Origin of the sequence: Cryobacterium sp. TMT1-66-1, assembly GCF_004403435.1 — a bacterium.
Classification (GTDB): Bacteria; Actinomycetota; Actinomycetes; order Actinomycetales; family Microbacteriaceae; genus Cryobacterium; species Cryobacterium flavum.
In genome coordinates, this window is the sequence record NZ_SOGP01000001.1 from 151,170 (window position 1) to 176,556 (window position 25,387).

Annotated in this window: 22 protein-coding genes; 17 read left to right on the forward strand and 5 right to left on the reverse strand. The window is 64.5% G+C overall.

Features of this window, described 5'->3' with window-relative positions:
* Position 1: 1 nt before the first annotated feature.
* The 3 genes from E3T29_RS00735 to E3T29_RS20575 are packed head-to-tail and all read right to left on the reverse strand — an operon-like array spanning position 2 to position 2,291.
* Positions 2-931 carry an MsnO8 family LLM class oxidoreductase gene (locus E3T29_RS00735; RefSeq protein WP_134343662.1) on the reverse strand — a complete coding sequence of 310 codons (930 nt, stop codon included), beginning with the start codon at positions 929-931 and terminating at the stop codon, positions 2-4.
* Entirely contained in the window at positions 925-1,455 is a 531-nt protein-coding gene (locus E3T29_RS00740; protein WP_134343663.1) for a hypothetical protein, read from the reverse strand. Before E3T29_RS00740 ends, E3T29_RS00735 begins: the two co-directional genes overlap by 7 nt.
* Positions 1,452-2,291 (reverse strand): alpha/beta hydrolase fold domain-containing protein, encoded by an 840-nt coding sequence (locus E3T29_RS20575; RefSeq protein WP_134343664.1) that lies wholly within the window; start codon positions 2,289-2,291, stop codon positions 1,452-1,454. The genes E3T29_RS00740 and E3T29_RS20575 overlap by 4 nt, the downstream gene beginning before the upstream one ends.
* Positions 2,292-2,513: 222 nt before the next feature.
* Here E3T29_RS20575 and E3T29_RS00750 point away from each other — a divergent pair, with 222 nt between their 5' ends.
* From E3T29_RS00750 to E3T29_RS00770, 5 genes are all read left to right on the forward strand, one after another.
* The gene (locus E3T29_RS00750; RefSeq protein ID WP_134343665.1) at positions 2,514-3,197 is read left to right on the forward strand and encodes a hypothetical protein; all 684 of its coding nucleotides are present in this window, start codon (positions 2,514-2,516) and stop codon (positions 3,195-3,197) included.
* Positions 3,198-3,263: 66 nt separating this feature from the next.
* A complete protein-coding gene (gene wecB, locus E3T29_RS00755; protein ID WP_092341061.1) occupies positions 3,264-4,430 on the forward strand; it encodes a non-hydrolyzing UDP-N-acetylglucosamine 2-epimerase in 1,167 nt (388 codons plus the stop codon).
* Positions 4,427-5,701, forward strand: coding sequence for a VCBS repeat-containing protein (locus E3T29_RS00760; protein ID WP_198417698.1), 1,275 nt, complete (start codon positions 4,427-4,429; stop codon positions 5,699-5,701). The genes wecB and E3T29_RS00760 overlap by 4 nt, the downstream gene beginning before the upstream one ends.
* On the forward strand, positions 5,698-7,437 hold the full coding sequence (locus E3T29_RS00765; RefSeq protein WP_241987565.1) for an FAD-dependent oxidoreductase: 1,740 nt from the start codon (positions 5,698-5,700) through the stop codon (positions 7,435-7,437). Before E3T29_RS00760 ends, E3T29_RS00765 begins: the two co-directional genes overlap by 4 nt.
* Before the next feature lie 17 nt (positions 7,438-7,454).
* Complete coding sequence (locus E3T29_RS00770; RefSeq protein WP_241987566.1) at positions 7,455-8,606, forward strand: acyltransferase; 1,152 nt, start codon at positions 7,455-7,457, stop codon at positions 8,604-8,606.
* Positions 8,607-8,666: 60 nt separating this feature from the next.
* On the opposite strand, the gene E3T29_RS00775 is transcribed toward E3T29_RS00770, so the two are convergent.
* A complete protein-coding gene (locus E3T29_RS00775) occupies positions 8,667-9,512 on the reverse strand; it encodes a helix-turn-helix transcriptional regulator (RefSeq protein ID WP_134343667.1) in 846 nt (281 codons plus the stop codon).
* A 142-nt stretch (positions 9,513-9,654) separates the two neighbouring features.
* Between E3T29_RS00775 and E3T29_RS00780 the strand changes: the two genes are divergently transcribed.
* From E3T29_RS00780 to pheT, 7 genes are all read left to right on the forward strand, one after another.
* Positions 9,655-11,127 (forward strand): MFS transporter, encoded by a 1,473-nt coding sequence (locus E3T29_RS00780; RefSeq protein WP_370449081.1) that lies wholly within the window; start codon positions 9,655-9,657, stop codon positions 11,125-11,127.
* A gap of 132 nt (positions 11,128-11,259) precedes the next feature.
* Entirely contained in the window at positions 11,260-12,048 is a 789-nt protein-coding gene (locus E3T29_RS00785; protein ID WP_134343668.1) for an amino acid ABC transporter ATP-binding protein, read from the forward strand.
* 51 nt (positions 12,049-12,099) lie between these two features.
* Positions 12,100-12,972 carry a glutamate ABC transporter substrate-binding protein gene (locus E3T29_RS00790; protein ID WP_134343669.1) on the forward strand — a complete coding sequence of 291 codons (873 nt, stop codon included), beginning with the start codon at positions 12,100-12,102 and terminating at the stop codon, positions 12,970-12,972.
* A gap of 138 nt (positions 12,973-13,110) precedes the next feature.
* Positions 13,111-13,758 carry an amino acid ABC transporter permease gene (locus E3T29_RS00795; protein WP_134343670.1) on the forward strand — a complete coding sequence of 216 codons (648 nt, stop codon included), beginning with the start codon at positions 13,111-13,113 and terminating at the stop codon, positions 13,756-13,758.
* On the forward strand, positions 13,755-14,669 hold the full coding sequence (locus tag E3T29_RS00800; protein WP_134343671.1) for an amino acid ABC transporter permease: 915 nt from the start codon (positions 13,755-13,757) through the stop codon (positions 14,667-14,669). Before E3T29_RS00795 ends, E3T29_RS00800 begins: the two co-directional genes overlap by 4 nt.
* Positions 14,670-14,689: 20 nt before the next feature.
* Positions 14,690-15,748: a phenylalanine--tRNA ligase subunit alpha gene (gene pheS / locus E3T29_RS00805; protein ID WP_134343672.1), complete on the forward strand. Its 1,059-nt coding sequence runs from the start codon at positions 14,690-14,692 to the stop codon at positions 15,746-15,748.
* Positions 15,748-18,417, forward strand: a complete 2,670-nt coding sequence (gene pheT, locus E3T29_RS00810) for a phenylalanine--tRNA ligase subunit beta (RefSeq protein WP_134343673.1) — start codon at positions 15,748-15,750, stop codon at positions 18,415-18,417. Before pheS ends, pheT begins: the two co-directional genes overlap by 1 nt.
* A 181-nt stretch (positions 18,418-18,598) precedes the next feature.
* Here pheT and E3T29_RS00815 read toward each other — a convergent pair whose 3' ends face one another.
* Complete coding sequence (locus tag E3T29_RS00815) at positions 18,599-19,603, reverse strand: type IV toxin-antitoxin system AbiEi family antitoxin domain-containing protein (protein ID WP_134343674.1); 1,005 nt, start codon at positions 19,601-19,603, stop codon at positions 18,599-18,601.
* A 310-nt stretch (positions 19,604-19,913) separates the two neighbouring features.
* Between E3T29_RS00815 and argC the strand changes: the two genes are divergently transcribed.
* The 5 genes from argC to argF all read left to right on the forward strand — a co-directional run bounded on the left by argC (position 19,914) and on the right by argF (position 25,309).
* Positions 19,914-20,999, forward strand: a complete 1,086-nt coding sequence (gene argC, locus E3T29_RS00820; protein ID WP_134343675.1) for an N-acetyl-gamma-glutamyl-phosphate reductase — start codon at positions 19,914-19,916, stop codon at positions 20,997-20,999.
* Positions 20,996-22,177, forward strand: coding sequence for a bifunctional glutamate N-acetyltransferase/amino-acid acetyltransferase ArgJ (argJ, locus tag E3T29_RS00825; RefSeq protein ID WP_134343676.1), 1,182 nt, complete (start codon positions 20,996-20,998; stop codon positions 22,175-22,177). The genes argC and argJ overlap by 4 nt, the downstream gene beginning before the upstream one ends.
* A 2-nt stretch (positions 22,178-22,179) precedes the next feature.
* Positions 22,180-23,094, forward strand: a complete 915-nt coding sequence (gene argB / locus E3T29_RS00830; protein WP_134343677.1) for an acetylglutamate kinase — start codon at positions 22,180-22,182, stop codon at positions 23,092-23,094.
* Positions 23,091-24,272, forward strand: a complete 1,182-nt coding sequence (locus E3T29_RS00835) for an acetylornithine transaminase (RefSeq protein WP_134343678.1) — start codon at positions 23,091-23,093, stop codon at positions 24,270-24,272. Before argB ends, E3T29_RS00835 begins: the two co-directional genes overlap by 4 nt.
* A 107-nt stretch (positions 24,273-24,379) precedes the next feature.
* A complete protein-coding gene (argF, locus tag E3T29_RS00840) occupies positions 24,380-25,309 on the forward strand; it encodes an ornithine carbamoyltransferase (protein WP_134343679.1) in 930 nt (309 codons plus the stop codon).
* The last annotated feature ends 78 nt before the right edge of the window (positions 25,310-25,387 follow it).

A 25,387-nucleotide genomic window follows, 5' to 3' on the forward strand; every position in this document is an offset into this window, starting at 1 on the left:
ATCACTTCCGCACCAGGGCAAAAGCCTCAGCGAGCAAGGCGTACGAAGCTTCTCGATCCGCATACCCGGCAATCGGGCTGTTGACCATGATCTCGTCGATACCGTGGAGGCGGGCCAGATCTTCAAGCTGACGTCTCACGTCCTGTGGTGTTCCCGAAATAATCGATGACTGGTTGGCAGCGCGGCGGGTCGTTTCATGCCCGCTCCAGCGGTGCGCCAAGGACACGTTCATGGCGGGGAACGGGCTGTCATCACCCAGGTCTTTGCGTGACCGCCACAGCAGGGCGATCTCCCGCAACCCGGACACGACGCTGGAGTGCTCCGCTGTGATGACTCGTACGGCAAGAAGAGGCTCGGGCTCCGGGCGATGGACGGTCGCAAGAAAACTGTCTCGATAGGCGTGCAGGGCAGCCTGTGCGGATTCCTGATTCAAGAAGTGGGCGTGCGCGTAGCCGCTTCCGATCGCTCCGGCGACCGGGGCAGTGCTGCGGCCGGCGCCCAGCATCCAGAGTCGAAGATCCGTGCGTTCCGGATCATGGGGCAGGAGACCCAGCCTCTCGTGCAACTCAACAACCTTCGCGGGGTATGAACCGTCGCGGTCGCCGGCCCGCCCGATCCCCAGATCGACTCGCCCTGGGTGCAAGGCAGCCAGAATATTGAACGTCTCGGCCACCTTCGCCGGAGTGTACCGAGCGAGCAGCACCCCGCCGGTACCGATCCGGATCCCGCTCGTGTTTTCGAGGAGCGCGAGCGCTAAAATCTCCGGTGCAGTGCCGGCGAAACTGGGGGAGTCGTGATGCTCGGCCACCCAGAAACGCTCATAACCGAGCTCGGCCGCCACCGTCCCCAGCCGCACCGTGTCGCGGATTGCCGCAGCAGCGGTCGTGCCTTCGGCGATCGGCGACTGGTCAAGAATCGACAGCCTCACCACGGCGAAATTGCTTCAGCAGGTCCGGTTGCCGGCACGATGCGGAAATCCGCGAGGAAGACCAGGTTGTGCAGTTCGGCGGCCGCTATCGCGCGTAACGTCGGCAGCTCGCCCGCAGCCTGCAGGGGGGTGAATACGTTGAGAGGCCAGTCGCGCACCGTCCCTCCGCGGAGATGTGGATGGTGAAAGTTGCGGCCGAAGTAGGCCGTCAGAGTGATCGGAGGGATCTCTGCGGCTACCTGACGGGGCCACGACAGCGTCCACGACCAGCCGAGCCCGCCGTCCTGCGTTCGGGCCACACCGGTACTGTGGATCGTTCCAGTGTTCAGCAAGAGCGCCGCATTCAGTTCTGTCAGCGCTGAGCGGCACGGCGAATCCATGAGCGTCGCTGTGGTCGCGAACAGAGCCTCCTTGTCGGCACGACTGTGCGCCTCACCGTGCGTGCCGTCGCGGAGATCGGCGAAGTGCCGGAGAAGGGCTGAAGCATTGTCTGTTACCGAGAGGTCAATCGGGTATGGGCTGGTCATCGTGGGGTCCTCATTCTGTTGTGGTCGTGTGTGGTGTCGAACCAGGTGTCCAGCACTGTGTTGATCCAGACGTGCACAGGATTGGGCCGCGGTCCTCTCTGAAACAGAAAGTCGCCGTGCTCCAGCGCCGGATCGGTGTGCAACAGGGCAGGAACTCCGTCGCGCTGCAGGTTTGCGGCGTAGGATCGCACGTCGTCTGAGACAGGATCGAAGGTCCCCGTGATGAGGGCGGTGCGACAGAGTCCGGACAGGTTTGCCCCGTTCAACGGTGTCAGGTAGGACTCACCCATTCGGTCGGCGAGTGGCCCCCGGTAGCGAGCCCACGCTTGTTGAAGCTGGCGACGCTCCGGGAATCGTGCCGGCATGGCGAGGTAGGAAGGCGCTGTGCACTCTGGGTCCAAGGGTGGGTAGGCCAGTATTTGTCCCGCGAGGGGAATTCCGTGATCACGGCACCACAATGCAGCGCCAGCGGCAATCGTGCCTCCGGCGCTGTCCCCGCCAATCACCAGCTGGCTCGCGGGGTCTGTCAGATGCGCGGACGCCCACCGCACCACCCTGAGGAGGTCATTCAGGGCGGTGGGGTGCGTCCACCGCGGAGCCAGCCGATAGCCGACATTGACGATACGAAGGCCGCACAGGGAGGTCAGGGCCAGGCATGCCGCGTGCCAGTCCTCAAGGGAACCGCGCGTCCAGCTTCCGCCGTGCGCCCATACCAGTGTGGCCAGGCCGGCTCGGGGACCGTCATAGATTCTGAGCGGGATGCGATACCCGTCTTCGGCCTGCACTTCCGACTCGGACCACCGCACGGATGCTGCTGTCATCGCGCCGAATCTCATAGGTCGATCCTGACAAGAACGGCGGGTCACCGCCTCTCCCTGCGCTGCCTATCACTGACAGGGTGTGGATACTGGGGAATACCACCACCCATACTGGGGGCGTTGTAACAGAGCTGTTGATCGGCGCAGGTGACCGCGTTGTTTCAGTTCTCTTCCCGGGCCGCTGAAGCGGCATCTTGTGTCCTAAAAGCCTCGCAGAGGCCAAACTGAGGGACCTAAGAAATGGAAAGAGCGAGACTCCTTAACTTCACCAGCGATCTTATTTCAGCCCGCGTGCTCGACGATCCGGCAGAAGTGCCGATCGTCGGAGCAGGCATCGTCGTGAATGTGGCACCCACCCGCGCGTTCACCTCCGGTTCCCAACGGAGCATCCTCCCCGCCCTCTCATCTACGATTCTTCGGCAGGGCACGGTCGCCGGCGAGAAACTCATCGTCCTGACCATAGAATCACCAGCCGTGCAGGAAGCTCAACTCGTACACCGTGGGTGGACGAACTTCTATGATTCCCAGTTTGGTTCTCCGGTCCTTCTGAAATCGCCGCAGGACCGGTTGGGGACGGTGGAGCTGAATTGCGCCGACATACTCGGAATCACTGACAACGCCATCGGGACGTCCCGCTTCGAGGTGCGAGCCAACCTCTGGTTCAGCCCGGCCGGCACTGACTGCGGCATTCACAATCAACACGACTTCATCGAGGTGCACACCCAGGTGCTCGGGCGCGGCCGAATGCAGAAATTCATGTCCGAAAACGAAGACACACTCTACGAAGATCAGTTGCTCAGCCCGGGGAATACCAACCCGACTCCGTTCTGCATCGGAGTCGGCGGAACCTTCCACTACCCCTGGCACCAATACCACGCCGACACCGACTGCGTGTGGCTTGCCGTCGAATACCACCGGATCTGAATTCGGAGTCCTCGCCATAGTGCGGGGCACCCTTGCGAAACCTGGCTCGACCTCTTGAGGAGCACCATGAAGACCATCGGATTAATTTTTGGAACCCGGCCCGAAGCCGTGAAATTCGCACCCATCATTAAAGCGTTGCAGGAAGACGCCCGATTCACGCCGATACTTATTTCAACCGGGCAGCATCGGGAGATGTTGGATTCGACGCTGGCCGAATTTGGTATCACCCCCGATCTCGACCTCCGGGTTATGCGCGACAAGCAGACCCTCAGCCAGGTCACCCACCGCATCCTCGAAGGCATCAGCGACGGCGATCACCTGGCCGGCATGGACGCGGTCATGGTTCACGGCGATACGGCATCCACTCTGGCTGGGGCGCTGGCCGCATTGCACCAACAGATTCCGATCATCCACGTCGAAGCCGGTCTCAGGAGCGGTAACAACCTATCTCCGTATCCGGAAGAGGTGAACCGAAAGCTCGTGGGTCAAATCGCCGCCCTGCACCTCGCACCGACGATGGGGAACAGCGCCAACCTCATTCGCGAGGGAATCCCAGAGAATCGGATCGTCGTGACCGGAAACACCATCGTGGATGCCCTTGAATGGGGGCTGCAGAACCTCGGTTCCTATGGAGACGCCGCGCTCGAGGACCTGGACGACGATCCGCGTCGCGTGATCGTCGCCACCTCACACCGACGGGAATCATTGGGTCAGCCGATGCGGGAAATCGCGGGCGCACTGTTCGATATCGCCCAGGATCCTGGGGTGCGGATTGTCGTGCCCCTGCACTTGAACCCCCTCGTGCGTTCGATCATGCTTCCCATCCTCTCCGGCCTCGACAACGTCACGATCGTGGATCCGCTCCCTTATCTGAGCTTCTGCCGATTGCTCGTTCGCAGCGACATCATCTTGTCGGACAGTTCGGGGGCTGAAGAAGAAGGCCCGGCCCTCGGCAAGCCGACGCTCGTGCTGCGCGACATCACCGAGCGACAGGAATCGATCCTGACGGGCAGTTCCCGACTCGTCAGCCGGTCCCGCCCGCACATCGTGGCACAGGTGCGGCACCTTCTCGACGACGAAGATGCGTATCGTGAGATGGCCGAGGCCATCAACCCGTACGGAGACGGATGCGCCACCCAACGCACCGTCGCCGCGGTGGCGCACTTCTTCGGCCGGGGACCGGCTGTCATGCCCTTTGTTCCCGGGGCCGAGCCGGTGAGAGTCGCAGCATGACGATGTCCGCGTACGGGTCTCGTATCCTCGAACCGCGTTTCGGTTCCGAGACGGTCACCGACTTCCTTCGCGACGGGTACTGGCTTGAGGCCGCTGATATCACGGGAACCGGTCGACCGGACCTGGTCGGCTACGGCCTCTCGCTCGGTGAGATCTATTGGTACCAGAACCCTGGGTGGCAGAAGCGCCTTGTTGTGGACAAGGTAAAGGAACCCGTGGGGATGGACCACGGCGACATTACCGGTAACGGTCTGGCCGATCTTGCCGTGTGCTACCAGCTCTACGGCCCTGGCGGAACGATCCACCACGCCGACCCGGAGGGCGGCAAGATCGATTGGTTGGAAAACCCGGGAAACGCAGCCGAAACGAGTGAGCAATGGATGCGCCACTATGTTGGTCGCGCCACGGGGATGCACCGCCTGCGCCTGGGTCACTTCACACGCAACGATGTGATGCAGATAATCGGCTTTCCGATCGTGGCCGTGGAGGGCGTGCATGCCGTGCTCCCCATCGTGCTCTTCACCCAACCAGCGGATGTCAGGTCTGCTGCGGAGTGGCCGATGGAGGTCGTCTCCAACCGGGACTTTCGAATGATCCATGGCGTTGCCCGAAAGGAAGGCCTGATTCCCGGGTCCGACCTTGATTCCATCCTGATGGCATCGGATGAGGGTGTGACCTGGCTCTACTACGACGCGGTTGCGAGGGAGTGGACTTGGGAGCACGTCGGTGACGGCGAGGAATCACAGTTCGAGCAGACCACATTCAAGGGCAGCGGGGATGTCGACGGGGGACGTCTCGGAACGAATGCTTTGGCGTACGTCGCCGCTGTCGAGCCATTCCACGGAAATACCGTGGCGGTGTATGCCCGCACGGCGACCGAAAACGGGGTCCCGGGCGAGTGGAGGCGGCACGTGCTCGATATCTACGGTGACCCGAATGAGAACGGGGAGGGAACGGGCCACACGGTCATGTGTCGCGACTTCGATGGGGACGGTGACGATGAATTTCTGGTCGGGCTGCGCGGACCTGATCCGTGGCAGGGCGCGATGTATTACAAGGCGGTCGACGCAGCGCGGGGTTTGTTCCTGAAGTGGCGGGTATCGCGCGAATCGGTCGCTCGAATCGTGGCGGGCGATTTTAGCGGAAGTGGCGTGGACGACTTCGCCACCATCTCATACTCGGTCGCGCACTATTTTGTCGCACCGAAGGCGCAGATCACCCTGCACCAAAATTTGACCGTTCGAGCACCCGCGGCAGGAGAATTCCTGTGAAGCGCTCAATAGCTTCCCCGCTCAACCGTCGGTTGTTCCTCACCGGTTCAACCGGCACCCTTGCCGGAGCAGCCCTGGCGCTGTCACCTGGCTCGCTGTCCGCGGCCACGCCCGATACGCTGACCGGCTCGATTCCGTCATCGTCCGGCCCCAACACCCCCGACGGGTCCACTGTGCCTAAGGGGGACGGGCGGTACGCCGATCTGATAACCGGAAATAACCAGCGATTTGTGGCGAACCCTGACTACGTCAGACTCATCACCACAACGACGGATGCGGAATCAGCACTCCGAGATGCCGTCGCCCAGACGAAGAAGGTGTCGATCCGCAGCGGCGGGCATTGCTTTGCCGACTTCGTCTGCAACCCGGAGATTCAGGTCATCCTGGACCTCTCGCCGATGACCGCCGTGTACTACGACAAAGGCATGCGGGCTTTCGCCGTTGAGCCGGGCGCCCGCATCATGAACGTCTACGAGACCTTGTACAAGAACTGGGGAGTCACCATCCCCGGGGGCATCTGTTACAGCGTCGGAATTGGTGGGCACATCTCCGGTGGTGGGTATGGACTGTTGTCCCGCGCCCACGGACTCACCGTCGATCACCTGTATGCCGTGGAGGTGGTGACCGTCGCCGCCGATCGCACGGTAAAAACCGTTGTTGCGACCCGAGACGATGTCGGGGACAAACGCGACCTATGGTGGGCCTATACCGGCGGGGGTGGCGGCAATTTCGGACTCATCACGAAATATTGGTTTCGTTCACCGGGAGCCAGGGGTGCTTCTCCCCAGAAGCAGCTCATCCCGGCACCGTCGAAGGTTCTCGTCAGCGCCATCAGCCTGCCCTGGGACCAGCTGGACGAGCAGAAATTCAGCCGTTTGCTGACGAATTTCGGTGACTGGCACGAGAGGCATCGCGCGCCGGGAACACCAGAGGCGAATTTGAGCAGCCTGTTCAACGTGAGCCACAAGGCACACGGGAGTCTGGGAATGTTCACCCAGATCGACTCGGGCGCGCCCCAGGCGCGCGCTGTACTGGAGGAATACCTGGCGGCCATCCTCGCTGGCGTCGCAATCACTCCACAACCGGTCACGACGGCGAACGGGGAGATTCCGGCCGTTCCGGACTTTTTCACTCCCCAGGAGATCCCCTGGTTGCAGGCCACCCGACTCGTGGGAACAGACAACCCCACCATCACGAATCCCACCAGCCGGGGGGCGCACAAGTCGGCTTACATGAATAAGCGGTTTTCGAATGAGCAGCTCCGCGTGCTCTACCAGCAGATGACGAAGCCCGGCTTCACCAACCCCAACACCATGATGGTGCTGTTCTCCTTCGGTGGGCAGGTGAATGCCGTCGAACAACACGCCACGGCAAACGCGCAGCGCAACTCATCGTTCAAGCTCTGCCTGCAGACGTTTTGGTCCGACCAGGCCGAAGACGCTTACTATCTCGGGTGGGAGCGAGACACCTACGAGGGCATGTTCGCAGCCACCGGTGGAGTCCCTGTTCCCGGTGATGACACGGACGGCTGCTACATCAACTATCCCGACACGGACGTTGCCATGGCGGAGCACAATCGTTCCGGCGTTGGTTGGCAACAGCTGTACTTCAAGGACAACTATCCCCGCCTCCAGCAAGCCAAACTGGAGTGGGATCCGACCGGCTTCTTCGGCCACCGGCTCGGAATCGAACTGCCAGCAGCATCCGCTGAAGACCGAGCGGCGGCCCGGCGATGAGCGCGAACCTACAGCCGGTGCCCCATGCAGTCCGGAGCAAGCTCCCGTCGCTCACCGGGCTGCGCTTTTTTGCAGCGCTCCTGGTGTTCTGCTTCCACATCACCCTGTCGAACTCGCCCATCCCGCCGAACAACGCCATGAACCCGTTCGAGGACCAGGAGCTCGGGGACACCCTCGAGTCCATCTTCAGCAAGGCGGGCTACGCGGGAGTTTCGTTCTTCTTCGTGCTTAGCGGCTTCCTGCTCGCGTGGGCGTCGAGACCGGGGGAACCGTTCGTGCGCTTCTGGCGTCGTCGACTCCTCAAGATCTTTCCCAACCACATCGTGATGTGGGTACTGGCGATGGTGTTGTTCGCCGCGGCCTTGACGACACCGCTAGGGGCGATATCGAATCTCTTCCTGCTGAACTCGTACTCGCCCGATGGATCGGTCTATGTGGCAGTCAACCCGCCGTCCTGGACCCTGTGCAGTGAGCTGCTCTTTTATCTGCTGTTCCCGCTCATCATCAACCTTCTGCGGCGAATTCCGCCCAGGCACCTCTGGGCGTGGGCGGGAGTCATGGTGCTGTGCATGGCCGGGGTGCAGCTCGTCACGCTCTACCTCATTCCCGCGACGCCGGTCTCGGCCCTGACACCCATTTCGGTCACCCAGTTCTGGTTCGGCTATATCTTTCCGCCCCCGCGTCTGTTCGAGTTCATTTTCGGCTCGATCCTGGCCCTGATCGTGCTGTCGGGGCGGTGGATTCCCCTCAAGATGTACCAGGCTCTCCTGCTCTGCCTCGTGGGCTACGGCGTCGCCCAAGTTGTGCCCTTTGTGTACTCGTTCACGCTGGCCATGATCATTCCTATCGGAGCCCTGATCTGCACCAGTGCTGCCGCCGACTTGAGGGGCGGGAACGCCTTCCTGGCCAGCCGAGTCATGCAGTGGCTGGGCAATACCTCGTTCGGCTTCTATCTGTGCCAGGGCGTCGTGATCTTCTTCGGGCGAATTCTGCTCGGGAACGAGACCTATTCCACCCCGATCGCGCTGCTCGTGGTGGTTGGTTTCTTCGGCGCGACCCTGCTCGGAGGATGGGGGCTGTATGCCCTGGTCGAAAAGCCGGCGATGGACCGCTGGGCCAGACCTCGTCGGGTGCCGGTCGCGGCGCCGGTACCGGTTCTGACCGAGTAGGTCTGCACCGGCCTCAGGGTGGTTTCCGACCTGGACGGAAACCACCTCTGCGGCCGAGAGTCAGGCCGCCGTGGACTGCAAAAGCTGCAACGCCGCCGCGCTTGGAGAATCCGGCTCGGCGGTGTACATCAATATTCGGTGGCCCGATTCATCGGGTGAGGTGAGCACCTCGAAGTCCAATTCCATCGAACCGACGGAAGGATGTTGGAAGTACTTCAGACCCGACATGCAATTCTCAACCGGATGCTTCGCCCACAGTTTCGCAAATTCCGGACTTTTTACGGTCAGCTCGCCGACCAGCGAAATCAAGTCCAGGTCGTCGTCGAAACGTCCAGCCAACAGGCGCAGTGACGAGACCGCTCGTGTCGCTTCCTCGCACCAGCTTGCATATAACTCGCGCGTGTGGGCATCGAGAAACAGCATCCGCGTCATATTGGGCCGGTCGGCGGGGCAGTGCGGACTCTCGAAGTCCAGGTGCGACCCGACGAGTTTATGGCCGAGCGAATTCCACGCCAGAACCTCACTGCGGCGGCCCAACACAACGGCCGGCATGCTCGACATCGATTCGATCAGGCGAAGGGTTCCGGGCCTGGCCTTGTCTGGTTTCGCGCCACTGCGACGTTTTGTTCTCGTCGGCTTGGCGAGATCCATCAGATGCGAGCGCTCGGCCTCATTCAGCTGGAGTGCCCTGGTGATGGCTTCAAGCACCGATTCCGAGGCATTGCTGCTCAGGCCCTGCTCGAGACGCGTGTAGTAGGTAATGCTCACTCCGGCGAGCATCGCCAGTTCCTCCCGGCGCAGCCCGGGAACGCGCCGGACGCCGTAATTCTGAAGCCCGACGTCCTCCGGCTGCAACCCCGAACGTCGGATCCGGAGAAATTCACCAAGTTCTGTGGGGCCAGTCATATTTTCAGTCTGTCCTACCCGAGCGAGGATTACCTACCCTTGCCGGGGATACGCACGACGCGGTGTGGTTGTTCCCGGCCGGAGTGCACAGGCTGGAGGCAGGAAAAAGACAACCGCCACTGGCAACCGGAAGGTGCACCCCATGACACAAACGAACGGCGTCCGCGAGACGACGAACGCAACACCGCCACCCACTGTGGCGGGCGCGGCGACGTCATCCACGAGCATGACCGGCAAGCAAAGGCTGATCCTCGTGCTGCTCCTGACTGCGAGTTTCACCCTCGCTGTCGACTTCTCTATTCTCAACGTGGCATTGCCGGCGATCGGCGATGAGATCGGCTTCGGCCTGGACACCCTGCAGTGGGTGGCTACATCATTCGCCCTCTGCGCGGCCGGGTTCACGCTGCTCTTCGGCCGCGTCGGGGACCTCGTCGGTCGCCGGCGTCTCTTCGTTCTGGGCATGGCGGTGCTCGGCGTCGGGTCGCTCATCGGGGGATTGGCAACGTCTCCTGCCCTGCTGCTCATCGCGCGCGTTCTGCAGGGGTTGGCAACGGCCGCCGTGGTTCCGGCGGCACTGTCCCTGTTGACGACAACTTTTCCCGAGGGAAAGTTGCGGGAGAAGGCCCTCGGGCTCAACGGAGCCCTGATGGCCGCAGGCTTCACCACCGGCGCGATTCTTGGCGGTGTGCTGACCGACCTGCTCTCCTGGCGGTGGGCGTTCTTCATCAACGTTCCCATCGCGTTCGCCGTCGTTGTGCTGGCGCCGATGGTTGTGGCCGAATCGCGACCGGCTAACCGTTCGAAAATGGACCTGCCCGGGGCGATCACCGTGACGGCGGGGCTCCTGGCCATTGTCTACGGACTGTCCTCAGCGGCGCAGACATCCTGGACGGACCCGGTCACCGTGGGGTCGCTCGGAGCGGGCGTGCTGCTTCTGGTGCTCTTCTGGGCGGTGGAACGCAAGGCGGAGCATCCGCTCGTACCGTTTGCCGTTCTTTGCCGCAGCACCATCGCCTGGGGCAACATTGCCGGCATGCTCGCCTTCGTCACCGAGACGTCGCTGGTGTTTCTACTCACGTTGTACCTGCAGAAGACGCTGGGCTACTCGCCCCTGATGGCTGGACTCTCGTTCGCTGTGCTCGGGATCGGGACCGTGCTCGGCGGAATCGTTGGCCCCCGCATCATCGGTCGCTGGGGCACGAAGACGTCGATCGTCTGGGGCTTTGTCGTGCAGGCAGCAGCTACTGGATCCCTGCTGTTGCTCAGTACGAACGGAAGTTCCATTGTGCTGCTGCTCATCGCTACCTTTGTGGGTGGCGTGGCCAACCTGGTCGTCATCGTCGGGTTCATGGTCACCGCGACCTCGGGACTGCCCGATCGAGAGCAGGGCCTGGCCACCGGCCTGGCCACCATGAGCCAGCAAGTGGGCATCACCCTGGGTATTCCGATCATGAGTGCGATCGTTGCAGCCCGGGTGAACCAACTCGGTGTCGAGACGTCCGAAACCGTGCTCAGCGGGGTGTCCGACGCCATTGTCATCAACACGGCGTTGTGCCTCGTCACGGCTCTCGCGGTCGCGCTCTTTCTGCGACTGCCGAACCGACCGAAGGGCTGAGACGGGCACGGCCGATGACCGCAGGCTCGCCTGCTGCATAGCACAAACGACGGATGCCCGGACTGTTACAAATGCGTTACTGTCCGGGCGTTTGGCATGCCTAGACCCGCGTTCTGACCTAAGTTAGGGGGTATGGAGCCATCAGATTCGTCCCCGGCTACGTCGAACATCACCGTTCGCCGGGGGGAACCGCTAGTCGTCGTCAAAGACATCAACAAGCACTACGGGGAACTGCACGTTCTCAAGAACATCCACGCCGTGGTCAACCGCGGCGAGGTGGTCGTAGTCATCGGACCGAGTGGGTCGGGCAAGTCGACTCTTTGTCGGGCCATCAACCGTCTCGAGACCATCGATGACGGGGTGATTACCATCGACGGCGTCAAACTGCCCGAGGAAGGCAAAGCCCTGGCCCACCTGCGGGCCGATGTCGGAATGGTCTTTCAGGCGTTCAACCTGTTCGCGCACAAGACCGTGCTCGAGAACGTCACGCTCGGACCGATCAAGGTGCGCGGCCTGAAGAAAGCTGACGCCGAGAAAAAGGCGATGGCCCTGCTCGACCGCGTGGGAGTAGCCAATCAGGCCCAGAAGATGCCGGCACAGTTGTCCGGCGGCCAGCAACAGCGCGTCGCCATCGCGCGTGCCCTCGCCATGGATCCAAAGGTCATCCTTCTCGACGAGCCGACCAGCGCCCTCGACCCGGAGATGATCAATGAGGTGCTCGAGGTCATGGTCGACCTCGCCAACGACGGTATGACCATGATCGTCGTCACTCACGAGATGGGTTTCGCCCGCAAGGCCGCAGACCGCGTCATCTTCATGGCGGAGGGCGAGATCGTGGAGGAGACCACTCCCGAGGAATTCTTCACCAACCCCCAAAGCATGAGAGCGAAAGACTTCCTCTCCAAAATACTTGCCCACTAATCGGTGGACAGGGTTTACACAGCAGCAGTACCAGCAATCAGGAGAAAAACCATGAGACTCAAAAAAGGTCTAGTGATTTCGGCCGTTGCGATCGCAAGTGCGCTCGTGCTCAGTGGCTGCGCGGACTCGGGAGCCCCCACCGATGCCGCCGCCCCCGTGGAGACCGCGGTGTCCTTCCCCGAGGGAAGCACCATGGCCCGCCTGGCCGACGCCGGTTCCATCAACATCGGAACAAAGTTCGACCAGCCGCTGTTCGGCCTGCTCGGCCCCAGCGGCGACCCCGTCGGCTTCGACGTTGAGATGGGTAAGCTCATCGCGGCCAAGCTCGGCATCCCAGCCTCGGGCATCAACTGGAGTGAGGCCGTTTCGGCCAACCGCGAGCCGTTCATTGAGAACGGCCAGGTCGACCTCGTGATCGCGACCTACACGATCAACGACACCCGCAAGGAGGTCGTGTCCTTCGCCGGACCGTACTATTCGGCCGGACAGGACCTGCTCGTGCTCGCGGGCAACCCCGACAAGATCACCGGCCCCGAAGACCTCGCCGGCAAGAAGGTGTGTACCGTGAGCGGTTCCACCTCGGAGAAGAACATCGCCGAGTTCACGACCGATATCATCGCCTCGGATACCTACTCCAACTGCCTCGGCCCGCTGCGCAGCGGTGAGGTCGCCGCAGTGACCACCGACAACGTGATTCTGGCCGGCCTGGCCGACCAGAATGCCGGACAGTTCGAGGTCGTCAACAACGCATTCACCGAAGAGCCCTACGGCATCGGCCTCGCGCACGATGACACCGAGTTCCGCAACTTCATCAACGACGTGCTCGAAGAAGCGTATGCGGACGGAAGCTGGGTCTCGGCTTGGGAATCCACCGCCGGCACCGTGCTCGACACCCCCACCCCGCCGGCCGTCGACCGCTACTAGGTCAAACCTGGCACATTAATATCCAGCACGTCGCTAATCAGTATTGAGCCGTGGCGACCCGTTCAAGGACGGGTCGCCGCGGTGGCCACCAGCATGTTCTAGCCCGACCACAGACAGACAAAGACGAGGAGGTGAGTTGTGGACGCAGTCATCGACAACCTGCCGCTGTTCCTGGAAGGCTTCCGGAACACACTGGGCCTGCTTCTCATCGCCGGAGTCGGCGCATCCGTTATCGGGCTTGTTGTCGCAGCGATGCGCATCTCGCCGATCTCGTCCTTCCGCGTGTTCGCAACCGCCTACACGGAACTGGTTCGCAATACTCCGCTGACGCTCGTACTGTTCTTTTGCGCCTACCTCCTGCCCCTTCTGGAATTCAGCCCTGGATACTTTCAGCTCGCAGCCATCGGGCTCACGGTGTACACATCTCCCTTCGTGGCCGAGGCGCTTCGGTCCGGCGTCAATGGCGTGCACGTGGGGCAAGCCGAAGCAGCACGCAGCGTGGGCCTCACCTTCGGACAGACCCTCACGTTCGTGGTGATGCCCCAGGCCATCCGCATGGTGGTGCCGCCACTGATCAATGTGCTCATCGCTCTCACCAAGAACACGTCGGTCGCCGGTGCGTTCTTCGTCTTCGAACTGTTCGGCGCGGCTCGCAAGGTGACCAATGACCGTGGTGATGCCGTCATCCCGATTTTGCTCGCGGTCGCAGCGTTTTACCTGGTCATCACCATTCCTCTTGGCCTGATCGCCGGCAGGATCGAGAAGAAGGTGGCGGTGCTCCGATGAGTTCTGTACTGTACGACGCCCCCGGACCGAAGTCCCGCGCGCGATCGCGTCTCATTTCCGTTGTCGGCACGATCATCCTGGCCGGTGGCTTGCTCGCCCTGATTGTGGTGCTCGGCCTGCCCAAGACCAGCGCCAACGGTGCGGTGCAGCCCGGCCTCTGGGATATCAGCCGCTGGGACGTCTTCAATGACCTGCTGGTCTGGCGTACTCTCGGGCTCGGTGCCCTTGCGACCCTGCGCATGGCCGCGGTCGCCGCCGTCTTCGCGCTCGTGATCGGAGTGCTGTTCTCCTTCGGGCGATTGTCGGCATCCGCTTGGATCCGGGTGCCCACCACGGTGCTGCTCGAATTCTTCCGCGGCATGCCCGTACTGCTCATGATGCTGTTCATCCTCCTGGTGTTCTCCACCGGGTCGTTCTGGGCGGGTGTGGCTGCTCTGTCTGTCTATAACGGTGCCATCATCGGTGAGGCGCTCCGCGCCGGCGTCAACGCCCTGCCGCGCGGGCAGCGCGAGGCTGGACTCGCCATCGGCCTGACCCCGGTGGCCACCCGGTTCCGCATTGAGTTCCCGCAGGCCTTTCGCCAGATGCTGCCGATCATCATCGCCCAGCTAGTCGTTCTACTCAAGGACACGTCGCTGTCCTTCATCGTGGGCTACAACGAACTGCTCCGGGCCGGGCTGAACCAGCTCGCCAACTTCTTCGGCGAACAGTACAAATTCTCGTTTTTCTTCATCGTGCTCGCCATCTATCTGGCCATGAACCTCTCACTGTCCTGGCTGGCACGCCGAATTGCCAAGCGCACCGGCCCGCAGGCCGGCAGCGTCACCAAGGACGACTCGGTACCTCCGATTGACCCAGTGCAGGTCGACCCGCGCGCGCTGGGCGCCCAGAGCAGAAGCCAGGGCGCCTGAGGCAGGTAAACTCAGGGACTGTGTCTGATTCCACTGGTCCCATCGACCCACCCGCCATTACCGAAGAGGCAGTGAACGCCGCGGTTGACGCCGCACTGGCCGCCATCGCCGAAGCCGTTACGACCGCCGCGCTCAAGCTCGTACGCAGCGAGCACGCGGGGGAGTCCTCTCCGCTGTCGAAGCTCAATGCCCTCATGCGCAGCGTGCCCGGCAACCAGAAAGCCGCTGCCGGCAAGCTCGTCGGCCAGGCCCGCGGCGCCGTGACCAAGGCGCTGACCGCTCGCGAAGACGAGATTGGCACGGCGGAAGCAGCCGCCCGGCTCCTGGCTGAAACGGTGGACGTGACCGCTGCAGCATCCGCTTGGAAAGCCGGGGCGCGGCATCCCACGTCGCTCCTCATGGAACGCGCCGCCGACGTGTTCGTGGCCATGGGCTGGGAAGTCGCCGAAGGGCCGGAGCTCGAGAGCGAATGGTTCAACTTCGACGGCCTCAACTTCGACGAGGACCACCCGGCCCGCGCCATGCAGGACACTTTCTTCGTCGAACCGACGGATGCCCACCTCGTTTTGCGCACGCAGACCTCGCCGGTGCAACTGCGCGCGTTGCTCAGCCGCGAACTGCCGGTCTACGTGGTGGCGCCCGGACGCGTGTTTCGCACCGACGAGCTCGACGCCACCCACACGCCGGTGTTCCACCAGATCGAGGGCATCGCCATCGACAAGGGCCTCACCATGGCCAACCTGCGCGGCACGCTCGACCACTTCGTGCAGGCCTTGTTCGGCCCGGAGGCCAAGGTGCGGCTGCGCCCCAACTATTTCCCCTTCACCGAACCGAGCGCGGAGCTCGACGTCTGGCACCCTACCTTCAAGGACGGCGCACGCTGGATCGAGTGGGGCGGCTGCGGCATGGTGCACGCCAATGTGCTGCGTTCGGCCGGGATCGACCCCGAGTTGTACTCCGGGTTTGCGTTCGGCGTGGGTGTAGAACGAGCTGTGATGTTTAGAAATGACGTAAAGGACATGCACGACATGGTCGAGGGCGATATCCGGTTCAGCCAGCAGTTCGGAATGAACCTCTAATGCGCGTACCACTGAGCTGGCTCGGCGAATACGTCGACCTCGCGCCCGGCACCACACCGGAAGATGTCCATGCTGCCCTCGTGAGCGTCGGCCTCGAAGAGGAAGACATTCACCGAATCGCGGTCTCCGGCCCCATCGTGGTCGGCGAAGTACTCGAATTCGTCGGCGAAGAGCAGACCAACGGCAAAACCATCAACTGGTGCCAGGTGCGGGTTGCCCCCGACGGTGAACTCGCCGCTGACGGCGGCCCCGCCGTGCACGGCATCATCTGTGGCGCCCACAACTTCGCCGTCGGCGACAAGGTCGTCGTGACCCTGCCCGGCGCCTCGCTGCCCGGCCCATTTCCGATCGCGGCCCGCAAGACCTACGGCCACGTCTCCGACGGCATGATCGCGTCGGCCCGTGAACTCGGCCTCGGCGACGAGCACGACGGCATTCTGCTGCTGAAGAACCTCGGCATCGACGCCCCGGTGGGAACGGATGCTATTCCCCTGCTCGGCCTGGATGACAGCGCCGTCGAAATCAACGTCACCCCCGACCGCGGCTACGCTTTCTCCATTCGCGGCGTCGCCCGCGAATACTCGCACGCCACCGGCGTGCCGTTTCGCGACCCTGCCCTCGCCCTCACCGTCGTGGCCCCGGTCACCCGCTTCCCGGTCACCATCGACGATCAGGCTCCGATCCGGGACCGGATCGGCTCTACCGTCTTCGTGACCCGCGTTGTGCGCGGCGTCGACCCGACCCGGCCGACTCCGGCCTGGATGATCGCCCGGCTGGGGCTGGTCGGTATCCGTTCCATTTCCCTCGTGGTCGACGTGACCAACTACGTGATGTTCGAGCTCGGCCAGCCGTTGCACGGCTACGACCTCGACAAGTTGGCCGGCGGCATCATCGTGCGTCGCGCGACCGCCGGGGAGAAATTTACAACGCTCGACGCAGTCAGCCGCACGCTCAACGTCGAAGATCTGCTGATCACCGACGAATCCGGGCCGATTGGCTTGGCCGGCGTGATGGGCGGGGCGAGCACCGAAATCACCCCGCAGACCGTCAACGTACTCGTCGAGGCCGCCAACTTCGACCCGGTGTCGATCGCGCGCTCGGCCCGCCGCCACAAGCTGCCGAGCGAGGCGAGCAAACGGTTCGAACGCGGCGTCGACCCCCGCGTGGCCGCCGTTGCCGCCGCCCGCGTCGTACAGCTGCTCGTGGACCTCGCCGGGGGAGTCGCCGACGACCTCGGCTCGGTCTACGACGTGGCACCGGCCCCCGAGCCGATTCTGCTGCCGACCGGGTTCGTGTCCGGCCTCATCGGCCTTGCCTACACCGGTGACGAAGTACGCGATGCCCTCGTTCAGATCGGCACCTCGCTGGTCGAGGCCGATGGTGACCTGCAGGTCACCCCGCCGAGCTGGCGCCCCGACCTCACCGACAAGTGGACGCTCGCCGAGGAAGTCGCCCGCATCGTCGGCTACGACCGCATTCCCTCCGTGCTGCCCGTCGCGCCGCCCGGCCGCGGCCTGACCCGCACGCAGACACTGCGGCGCACGGTCGCGCAGACCCTCGCGGCCACCGGTCACACCGAGGTTTTGACCTATCCGTTCGTGTCGGAAGCGGCGAACAACCTGTTTGGCGTGGCCGTTGCGCCCGCCGCTGCTTCGGCCGGTGCGGCGTCTGTTTCCGTGCCAACTGGCGAAGCGGATGCTGACGCCGGCGTTACCGACGCGGGTGCGGCATCCGCTCTGGCGGGTTCGGTTGCGGCGCCCGTTTCGGTGCCGCAGATGAAGGTCGCCAACCCGCTCGACGGGGAGGCGCCGTTCCTGCGCACCACGATGCTGCCGGGCCTGCTGCAGATCGCACACCGCAACCGCTCTCGCGGCCTCGTGGATCTCGCCATCTACGAGCAGGGACTGGTTTTTCGGCCCGAACCCGGAGTGACCTATGGCACGCCCGTGCTTCCGACTGGAGGAGAACGCCCGAGCGCTGAGGTGGAGGCGGTCCTCTACGCGGGAATCGTTCCGCAGCCACTGCTGGTCGGCGTCGTTCTCGTCGGCAACGACGTGCGGCACCAGCCGAACCAGCCCGCTGTTGCTGCCGGCTGGCAGTCGGCGCTGGCCGCCGTGCAGCAGGTGGCTCTGGCTACCGGGGTTCGCATCGAGGTGCGCCAGGGCCTGCACCCGGCGATGCACCCCGGCCGCACGGCCGAGCTGTTCGTCACCGTTCCCGCCGCGACCGCTTCGGCACGTGCGGTATCGGTCGGATTCGCCGGCGAGCTGCTTCCCACAGTCGCCGACGACTACGACCTGCCCGCAGTCGTCGCCGTCGCCGAGGTCAACCTGGGGCTCGTCTTCGCGCGGGCCGACGGGGATCTCACGGTCACTCCGATTCGCACGATGCCTGCCGCCACGCAGGACCTCTCGCTCGTCGTCGCGGCCTCAGTGCCGGCTGCGGCCCTGCGCACGGCCGTCGCCGAGGGGGCCGGTGGGCTGCTCGAGAGCATCGAGCTGGTCGACGACTACCGTGGTGCCGGTGTCGAACCCGGCCACAAGTCGCTCACCTTCGCGCTTCGTTTTCGCGGCGAGGAGCGCACGCTGACCGCCGCCGAGGCGAGCGCCGCCCGTCTGGCCGGCGTGGCCCTGGCCGCTGACCAGTTCGGGGCCACCCTGCGCGAGTAGCGCTGGTGCCTGTGCCTGTGCCGCCCGCGGGCAGCGGATGCCGCGAGTCGCCCTAACGGGGCCGGCTGCGCGGCATCCGCTTCTCGTGGCACGTGTTTGAGAAGTTGGCACTGGTTTGAACACGTGCGGGCTTCCCTCATGAGTGCCACGAGCCCTCTCGTGAGTCAGGCGCGTGCCGTCGTCACCTGTCGCGTCTTGTGGGCGCTCGCGGCACACCCTTGTCCATCAGGAAGCGATAAAACGCCTGCGGCGAGAGCGCGAGCTTCCATCCCCACCGGTCGAAGCTGTTGACCTCCGGCCGTAGAACGCTCTCCCGGTCCTTTTCGTCGACGACAACCTGTACGATGTCGCGACCGGCCATAACCGCCGCACGGGTGTACTTGATGTGGCCATCGAACTCGCCGATCTTGCGCACCCCTCGCCAGAAGTAGTCCACGTAGTAGGTGCGCCCGCCCACGTCGAAACGCACTTGCAATTCGGGAATCTCGAAGCCCAATTCCTCGAACCGCACGCGCCCGAGCGACTCGCCGGGGTTAGCTGAGAGCCCATCGGCAAATGCGATGGCCCTCTCGGCCGCCCGGTGCCCATTTCTCGGCTGCACCCCATCCAGCTCGGTCAGCAGGGTCGCATGAGTGATCGGTGGTGCGCCTACGCTCCCGGACCGTTGGGCGGCGGCCATCCGGGCTGCTTCACAATGTAGAACGTGGTCGATCATCGTGACTCCGACTAGAAAGCTCGACGTCGCGGCCACATCGATCAGAGTGCGCGACAGGCTCGTTACTCGGACGCCGTCGATGATCACGGGGGATGGGTCGACCGGCCCTCGGTGAGTCGTGAGGAGCCTCGAGCTGCTGCCACCGGCGGTGTCGGGATCGATGGCATGCACGCCCTGGGGCCACTGGCCAATAAGAGGCAGTCCGTGCAGTGCGGCGGCGGAATGGTGCGAATACATCAAGTCACGTTTGGCCTGGGCCGCTGTCGCCCGAACGAGGAGGCGGTATCGACCATCTGCACCGATCTCCTCCCAGCGCGGGCCGAGGACATACCACCCCCGTCGCACCCGCACGAGCTCGCCGCGTTTGAGAAGTGAATCCACGGCATGGGAGTTCATGCCCGAGGCGCGCAGTGCCTCGGCCGGGATCAGACCATCGTGCAGGGCCTCACAGGTCTCAAAGATCTCGCGCATGTGGCCAGTGTGCCGCGGGCACGAGGGTGAGCCGTGACCTGGAGACGATCTGTGGAGTATTCGTGCCAAGGGGTGATGTGCAGGAGGTGCATCCGTTCCTCGTGGCACGTGTTGGGGAACGTGGCACTGGTTTGAACACGTGCGAGCTTCGCAAACACGGGCCACGAGCCGGACGGGTGCTGCGAGCCGACCGGGTGCCACGAGCCGTGCGCGGTGGGGTGCGGCGCAGCAAGCGGATGCGCCCCGACCCGCGCATGACGCCGCGCCCGGCGCGGAAACGGGGCCGCCAGGGCCGCGCTAGGTTTAACACATGGTTTTTTCGGTGGCAGTGGCGGGCGCGAGCGGGTATGCGGGCGGCGAACTGCTGCGGCTGCTCGCCGGACACCCCGAATTCGAGGTGCGCACGGTCACCGCGCACAGCAACGCCGGGCAGCGGTTGATCGACGTTCAACCCTCGCTGCGTTCCCTCGCCCAGCTCACCCTGGTCGACACGACGCCGCAGAATCTCAGCGGCCACGACGTCGTCTTCGTCGCCCTGCCGCATGGCAAGTCCGGCGAGATCACCGCCCACCTCCCCGCCGAAACCCTCGTGGTGGACTGCGGCGCCGACCACCGCCTGGAGAATTCCGACGACTGGGCGGCCTTCTATGGCGGCGACTACTTCGGCGCCTGGACCTATGGTGTCCCGGAATTGCCCATCGGCGCCGGCAAACAGCGCGACCGGCTCGTCGGCGCTCGCCGCATCGCCGCTCCCGGCTGCAACGCCAGCACCGTCGCCCTCGCCCTGGCCCCCGGAATCCACGCGGGCGTGATCGAAGCGCAGGACCTCGTGGCCGTGCTCGCCGTCGGCCCGAGCGGCGCCGGCAAGAGCCTTAAGGTGCCGAACCTCGCGGCCGAGATCCTGGGTTCAGCTAACCCGTACGCGGTCGGCGGCACGCACCGGCACATTCCGGAGATCGTGCAGTTGCTGCGCTGGGCCGCGGCGGCGGGCCCCGCCGACCCGACCAGCGCAGCATCCGCTTCGTCCCCCGACGCCACCATCTCGTTCACCCCGGTGATCGTGCCGATGTCCCGCGGAATCCTCGCCACGGCGACCGCTCGACTCGTGCCGGGAACGAGCGCCGCCGCCGTGCGCGCTGCCTGGGAGGACGCCTACGCCGACGAACCGTTCGTGCACCTGTTGCCCGACGGACATTTTCCGCGCACGGCCGACGTACTCGGCGCCAACACCGCACTGATCGGACTGGCCGTCGACGAAGCAGCCGGCCGGGTCGTCACCATCACCGCGATCGACAATCTCGTCAAGGGCACCGCCGGCGCTGCCATCCAATCCGCCAATATTGCCCTCGGTCTGACCGAAACACTCGGTTTGACCATGAATGGAGTTGCTCCGTGAGTGTCACCCTTCCCGCCGGTTTTGCTGCCGCCGGCGTCACTGCCGGCCTGAAGAAGTCCGGTGGGCTCGACCTCGCCCTCGTGCAGAACCTCGGCCCGCTGCAGAACGCCGCGACCGTGTTCACGAGCAACCGCTGCCAGGCCAACCCCGTCATCTGGAGCACCCAAGTCATGAGCGATGGCCAGGTCAGCGCAATCGTGCTGAACTCCGGCGGGGCCAACTGTTACACCGGCAGCATCGGCTTTCAGACCACGCACGCCACCGCCGAAGCGGTCGCGAAGCGGCTCGACCTCTCCTCCGGCGACGTTCTGGTCTGCTCCACCGGCCTGATCGGCGAACAGCTCAACCTCGACCTCGTCACCGCGGGCGTCTGGGACGCGACCCTCGCCATCAAAACGGATGCCGCCACCACCCCCGCCGCCGGCCTCCTGGCCGCGCAGGCCATCATGACCACCGACACCCGGCCGAAGCAGGCCGCGCACACTTCCCCGGCCGGCTGGAGCATCGGCGCCATGGCCAAGGGGGCCGGTATGCTCGCGCCCGGACTGGCCACCATGCTCGTCGTCATCACGACCGACGCCGTGCTCGACTCGGCTGAGCTCGACACTGCGCTGCACGCGGCCACGCGAGTGACCTTCGACCGCCTCGACTCGGACGGCTGCATGTCGACCAATGACACCGTGAGCCTGCTCTGCTCCGGGGCCAGCGGCGTTAGCGCCGACCTGGCCGAATTCACCGCAGCGCTCGTCGAGATCTGCCGCGACCTCACCCTTCAGCTGCAGGGCGACGCCGAGGGCGCCGCGCACGACGTGGCCATCACTGTCACCAACGCGGTCTCCGAAGACGAAGCCGTCACGGTGGCCCGCGCCGTCTCCCGCAGCAACCTGTTCAAGTCGGCCATCTTCGGTAACGACCCGAACTGGGGCCGCGTGCTCGCCGCAGCCGGAACCGTCCCGGTCAAGGACGCCGCCTTCGACCCGTACGGCATCGACGTCGCCATCAACGGTGTGCAGGTGTGTACCGCGGGGGAGCCCGACCAGCCGCGCGACCTCGTCGACCTCACGAAGCGCTCGGTCACCGTGCTGATCGACCTCCACGCGGGGGACGAAACGGCCACCCTGTGGACCAACGATCTCACCCACGACTACGTCGAAGAGAACAGCGCGTACTCGAGCTGACCATGACCGAGACACCCAGAACCCAGCTCGACGAGACCAGCCAGGCCGAAGCATCCGTTAAAGCGGCAACGCTGATCGAAGCCTTGCCGTGGCTCAAACGCTTTCACGACCAGATCATCGTCGTGAAGTTTGGCGGTAATGCCATGGTGAGCCAAGACCTGCAGCGTGCCTTCGCCGAAGACATGGTCTACCTGCGCTACGCGGGCATCCGCCCGGTCGTCGTGCACGGCGGCGGCCCGCAGATTTCGGCCATGTTGAAACGCCTCGGCATCGAGAGCGAGTTTCGCGGCGGCTACCGGGTGACCACCCCAGAGGCGATGGACGTCGTGCGCATGGTGCTCACCGGCCAGATCAACCGCGACCTGGTCAGCCACATCAATCAGCACGGTCCGCTCGCCGCCGGGCTCAGCGGTGAGGACGCTGGCCTGTTTCGCGGACGGCGTCGTGGCGTCGTCATCGACGGCGTCGAGGTCGACCTCGGACTCGTCGGTGACGTCGTCGGCGTCGACCCCGAAGCCGTGCTCGCGCAGCTAGCGGCCGGCCGCATCCCGGTGGTGTCATCGATCGCCCCAGATACGGATGTCCCGGGTCAATCCCTGAACGTCAACGCCGACGCTGCTGCTGCCGCACTCGCGATCGCCCTCGGCGCGGCCAAACTCGTGATTCTCACCGACGTTGCGGGGCTCTACCGCGACTGGCCGAACCGGGATTCGCTCGTATCGATCATCGACGTTCTCGAGCTGCGTGGCCTGCTGCCCGAGCTGGAATCGGGCATGATTCCCAAGATGACGGCCTGCCTCGACGCTGTCGACGGCGGAGTCGCCAAGGCCGCGATCATCGACGGGCGAGTGCCGCACTCGATCCTGCTCGAAATTTTCACTGGAAGCGGCATTGGCACGGAGGTAGTACCCGCATGACCGACCAACCCTGGCAGAACCGGTTCGCCGATTCGATGATGCGCACGTTCAGCCCGCCACTGGCGATGCTCGTGCGCGGTGAAGGCTGCTACGTCTGGGACGAAAAGGGCACCCAGTACCTCGACTTTCTGGCCGGAATCGCCGTGAACTCGCTCGGTCACGCCCACCCCGAGGTCGTCGCGGCGGTCACGAAGCAGATCAGCACCATCAGCCACGTCTCCAACTATTTCGCCACGCCGCCGCAGATTGAACTGGCCGAACGCCTCAAGCGCATCACCGGCGCTGGCGACGAAGGTCGCGTCTACTTTTGCAACTCCGGCGCCGAGGCCAACGAGGCCGCGTTCAAACTGGCCCGGCTGAATAACACGGGCCATCGCAACCGCATCATCTCGCTGCACGACTCCTTTCACGGTCGCACCATGGGCGCACTCGCGCTCTCGGGCAAGCCACACATGCGGGAGGCGTTCGAACCGGTTCCCGGCGGGGTCGAACACATCGACAGCACGATCAAGGCCCTCGAAGCGACGATCGACAACACCGTCGCCGCCCTGTTCTTGGAACCGGTCAAGGGCGAGGCCGGCGTCATCGACTTGCCCGACGGCTTTCTCAAACGCGCCCGCGAACTCTGCACCGAACACGGCGTTCTGCTGATCATCGACGAGATCCAGACCGGCATCGCCCGCACCGGCGCTTGGTTCGCCTACAACCACGCTGAGATTCTTCCGGATGCCGTCACCATCGCCAAGGGGATGGGTGGCGGTGTTCCGATTGGTGCGCTGGTCACCTTCGGCTGGGCCTCCGACCTGTTTCGGCGAGGCCAGCACGGCTCGACCTTCGCCGGCAACCCGCTCGTCACCGCGACAGCAAACGCCGTGCTCGGCGTGATCGAACGCGACGACCTCGCCGCGAATGCCTTCCGGCGAGGCCAGCAGTTGCGCGAGATCATCCTCGGCTTCCACTCGCCGCTGATCGAGGAGGTTCGCGGACGCGGCCTGCTGCTCGGCGTCGGCCTGGCCGAACCGGTCGCGTTGAAGCTCGGTGCGGCCGCCCTGGCCAACGGACTCATCGTGAACGCCGCCAACGAGACCAGCATTCGCATCGCCCCGCCGCTGATCGTGGGCGACGCCGAAATCGCCGACTTCCAAGTGCGGTTCGGGCGCGCCCTCGCCAGCCTCTAGGCTGGACGAATCCCACTTTGCGCCGGTTTTACGCTGGCGCGTGTGATTTTAAGACGGTGGGGCGGTATCCGCTCTGCAACTGAACAACGACAACCGAAAGTGACACCGTGACCCGCCATTTCCTGCGCGACGACGATATCTCCCCGGCCGAACAGGCCGAGATTCTCGATCTGGCCCTGGAGCTGAAGCGAGACCGATTCGCGGTGCGCCCGCTCGCTGGCCCGCAGACCGTCGCGGTCATTTTCGACAAGTCCTCCACCCGCACCCGGGTCTCCTTCGCCGTCGGCATCGCCGACCTCGGAGGCAGCCCGCTCATCATCAGCACCGCGAACAGCCAGCTCGGCGGCAAGGAAACCGCCTCCGACACCGCCCGCGTGCTCGAACGCCAGGTCGCCGCGATCGTCTGGCGCACCTACGGCCAGGCCGGGCTCGAAGAAATGGCGCTCGGCACCACGGTGCCCGTCGTCAACGCGCTCAGCGACGACTTCCACCCCTGCCAGCTGCTCGCCGACCTGCTCACGATTCGCGAACACCGTGGCGACCTGGCGGGCCAGACCCTCGCCTTTCTCGGCGACGGCGCCTGCAACATGGGCCAGTCCTACCTGCTCGCCGGTGCCACTGCCGGCATGCACGTGCGCATCGCCTCACCGGTCGGTTACACGCCGACCGACCAGGTGGTAGCGGATGCGACGGTCATCGCCGCCCGCACCGGCGGCTCGGTCGCCCTCTTCACCGACCCGAGTGAGGCTGTCGCGGGCGTCGACGTGGTCATCACCGACACCTGGGTGTCGATGGGCAAAGAAGAGGAGAAGGCCGCGCGGCTCGGCGACCTCGGTCAGTACCGGGTCGATGCCCAGCTCATGGGCCTGGCCAAGCCGGGCGCGCACTTCATGCACTGCCTGCCGGCCGACCGCGGCTACGAGGTCACCGCCGAGGTCATCGACGGCCCGCAGAGCATCATCTGGGACGAGGCGGAGAACCGCCTGCACGCCCAGAAGGCGCTGCTGGTCTGGCTGCTCGCGCAAAACGCAGCCTGACCGACCCCTCGCCCCGGGACGGGGCCTGGGCCCCGTCCGCAGTGCAGGCGGGCGACCGGGGGCCGCGCCGCAACACGT